4 protein-coding genes are annotated in these 3,265 nt (G+C 69.6%); 1 reads left to right on the top strand and 3 read right to left on the bottom strand.

The genetic code is table 11. The features are described from left to right. From ACQKIP_RS43470 to ACQKIP_RS43460, 3 genes are all read right to left on the bottom strand, one after another. On the bottom strand, positions 1-1,326 hold a 1,326-nt coding region (locus ACQKIP_RS43470; protein ID WP_427745546.1), incomplete at its 3' end, for a cation-translocating P-type ATPase. After that, positions 1,323-2,327, bottom strand: a complete 1,005-nt coding sequence (locus ACQKIP_RS43465; protein WP_365854219.1) for a polyphosphate kinase 2 family protein — start codon at positions 2,325-2,327, stop codon at positions 1,323-1,325. The genes ACQKIP_RS43465 and ACQKIP_RS43470, both read right to left, overlap by 4 nt. Positions 2,328-2,339: 12 nt before the next feature. Next, positions 2,340-2,759 carry a DUF7144 family membrane protein gene (locus ACQKIP_RS43460; protein ID WP_365854217.1) on the bottom strand — a complete coding sequence of 140 codons (420 nt, stop codon included), beginning with the start codon at positions 2,757-2,759 and terminating at the stop codon, positions 2,340-2,342. 179 nt (positions 2,760-2,938) lie between these two features. On the opposite strand from ACQKIP_RS43460, the gene ACQKIP_RS43455 reads away from it, so the two are divergent. Further along, a partial coding sequence (locus ACQKIP_RS43455) for an MFS transporter (protein WP_427745545.1) occupies positions 2,939-3,265 on the top strand: 327 nt, incomplete at its 3' end.

Raw genomic sequence — 3,265 nt, 5'->3', positions numbered from 1 at the left:
GTCGAAGGGCAGGGTGGCCAGGCGGGGGAGCCGTTCGCGCGTGGCGTCGACGTCGAGGCCCGCCTTGTGGCCGAGGACGAGCAGCGCGCCTTCGGTGGGGTCGCCCACCACCCGTCCGTCCACGAGCGTGGCGTCGTTGGCGACGAGGTAGGGCAGGATCGCGTCCTCGATGCCGGGGGAGCTGCCCGCGGCGTGGTGGATCTTGCCTTCCAGGGAGTAGCCGGTTCCGGAGACCGTGTAGCGGTCGAAGGGGTCCACCACCTCGACCACGGTCATCTGGTTCATCGTCAGTGTGCCGGTCTTGTCGGAGTTGACGGCCGAGGTGAAGCCCAGTGTCTCCACCGAGGGCAGGTCCTTGACGATGGCGTGCCGGCGGGCCAGGTCCAGTCCGCCGCGCGAGAGGATCGTCTGCGTCACCGTGGGCAGTGCCTCGGGGACGGCGGCGATGGCCAGGGACACGGCGCTGATGAACAGCGCGTCCCACGGCACGTCGCGCCCGCGCCCCAGGGCGAACATCAGGGCCATGGTGATGCCGGCCGCCCCCACGATCCACAGGGTCAGGCGGTTCAGCTCGCGGGTGAGCGGCGATTCCTCGCGCTGCGTGGCCGACAGCATCCCCGAGATCTTTCCCAGTTCGGTGGAGGCGCCGGTGGCGGTGACCACCAGTACGCCGCTGCCGTGCGTGACCGGGGTGTTCATGAACGCCATGTCCGTCTGGTCGGCGGGACCGAGACCGCTGCCCCGTACCGGCGCGGCGTCCTTGGCGGCGGGAACGCTCTCCCCGGTGAGCGCCGACTCGTCGATCTGCAGGGCGCTCGTGGCCACGAGCCGTCCGTCCGCGGGCACTTCGTCCCCCGCGGCGAGCAGGACGACGTCCCCGACGACCACCTCGGCCGCCGGGATCTCGGCCTCCGTCTTGTCGCGCCGCACCCGTGCGGTGGCCTTCGTCATCTCCTTGAGGGCGTTCATGGCGCTCTCGGCCTTGCCCTCCTGCCGTATCCCGATGACCGCGTTCACCACGGTCAGGGCGAGCAGCACCACCGCGGTGCCCCACTCCTGGATGGCGAGCGACACCGCGGCGGAGGCCACGAGGATGATCTGCATGTACGAGGTGTACTGGCCGAGGAAGCGCAGCCATGCGCTGGGCGTGCGCTCCTCGGGCAGGGTGTTGGGTCCGTCCTCGGCGAGCCGCGCGGCGGCCCGCGCGGCGTCCAGGCCCACGGCCGGGTCGACGTCGAGTTCGCCGGCCACCGCCTCGGCGGGCAGGGTGTACCAGACCTCCGCCGGTGCGAGGCGTTGGCCCTGGCCGGGTGCCTGTGCGGTCATCGGGCCCGCCTCCGCTCGCTCCGGCGGCGCAGGACGCCCGCGGCGGACCGTGCCGCGTACGGGTCCGCCACCGCACCGTCGGGTGCCTCGTCCACCAGCTGCTGCTTGGCCAGCGCCAGTGCGTCGCGGCTCTTGTCGTCGACGACGGGATACTGCGGGTCGATGTCGATGAGAGTGTGGGCGAGTACGGCCGCGGCGCAGGTGCGCGCGAACCACTTGCGGTCCGCGGGCACGACGTACCACGGTGCCCAGGGAGTACTCGTGGCGGACAGCATCTCGGAGAACGCCGTCTGGTAGGCGTCCCAGAAGGTGCGTTCACGGGCGTCCGCCGCCGAGAACTTCCAGTTCCGCTCCGGGACATCGATCCGTTTGAGGAAGCGGATACGCTGCTCCTCCCTGGACAGGTTCAGGAACAGCTTGACGATCCTGAACCCGTTGTCCGTCAGGTAGCGCTCCCAGTCGTTGATCTCCCGGTAGCGGCGGCGCCAGATCTTCTTGCCCGCGGCCTTCCCTGGCAGCCGCTGGCGGGTGAGGTGTTCGGGGTGCACCCGGACGACCAGGACCTCCTCGTAATGGGACCGGTTGAAGATGCCGATCTCCCCGCGGCGCGGCAGGTTGCAGGCGTAGCGCCAGAGGTAGTCGTGGCTGAGCTCCGCGGCGGAGGGCACCTTGAAGCCGGCCACCCGTACGCCCTGCGGATTCACCCCGCTCATCACATGGCGGATCGTGCCGTCCTTGCCTCCGGCGTCCAGCGCCTGCAGGCACATGAGGACGCCGTGCGTGCCCTCGGCGGCCAGCCGGCGCTGGTAGTCGGCCAGCAGGACGACGCCGCCGCGGAGCAGGTCCTGTCCGTCCTTCTTCTTTTTGATGCCCGCCTTGAAAGCGGGATCGAAGTCCTCGGACAGGTCCACCTTCGAACCTGGTTTGACCCGCAGCGGCGCGATGAACTCGGCGATCCGTTCCGCCCGTTCGTCCGCCGCACGCGCACGTGCGTCCTTCATGGACCACCTCGGCTAGTAGACGCTGTCCTTGTCGACGACGCACAGGGCCCAGATGATGAACCCGTTCATCGCGACCAGCGTGAGGGACCAGATGGGGTGGTAGGGCACGGACAGGAAGTTGGCGATGATCAGCAGCGAGGCGATGATCACGCCCAGGATCCTGGCCCACTTCGCGGCGACGAACAGGCCGAAGGCGACGACTACGGCGACCGCGCCGAAGAGCATGTGGATCCAGCCCCAGGTCGTGAGGTCGAACTCGAAGGCGTATCCGGGCGTGTGGACGAAGACCTCGTCCTCGAGGACGCCCATGAGCCCCCGGCAGAAGTCCAGCGATCCGGAGAGGAACAACAGCACCCCGGCGAAGATGGTCACTCCGGCGGCCGCCGTCTCTTTGGCGCCGGAGCGATGGTGCTGAGTGGTCGAGGTGGCCATGACAGGGCCTCCGTACTCGAGGAGGGTGCCGATTGCACCGCTGTGCCCCGAGTGTTGCCCCTGACCGGTACCCCCGGTCGTCACCCTCCGGGGGTGACGCCGCCGGGCAGGCCGCCCAGGAGGCTGACCGTCGTCCGGCCCACGTACGGGACGTACGGGACGCGAACGGAGGCGAGGCGATGACCGACCCGTCGACCCCGGCTGGAGCGGGGGCACCAGAGGGAGCAGACGCCCGGCAGGAGAAGCGACCCTGGCCGCGTCAGATCCTCGCGCCGCTCGCCCTCGCCCAGTTCGTCTGCAGCTTCGCCGGCTCGAACATGAACGTGATGATCAAGGACATCAGCGAGGACCTGGACACCACGGTGCAGGGCGTGCAGACCGCGATCACCATCTTCCTGCTCGTCATGGCGGCGCTGATGATTCCGGGCGGCATCCTGACCGACCGCTACGGCCGCAAGCGCTGCCTGGTCATCGGCCTGGCCGTGTACGGGGTCGGCGCCCTGCTC

The organism is Streptomyces sp. NPDC059900, assembly GCF_050270335.1.
Lineage (GTDB): Bacteria > Actinomycetota > Actinomycetes > Streptomycetales > Streptomycetaceae > Streptomyces.
Note: the sequence above shows the minus strand (reverse complement) of the source record. Positions and strands in the feature narration are given on the sequence as shown.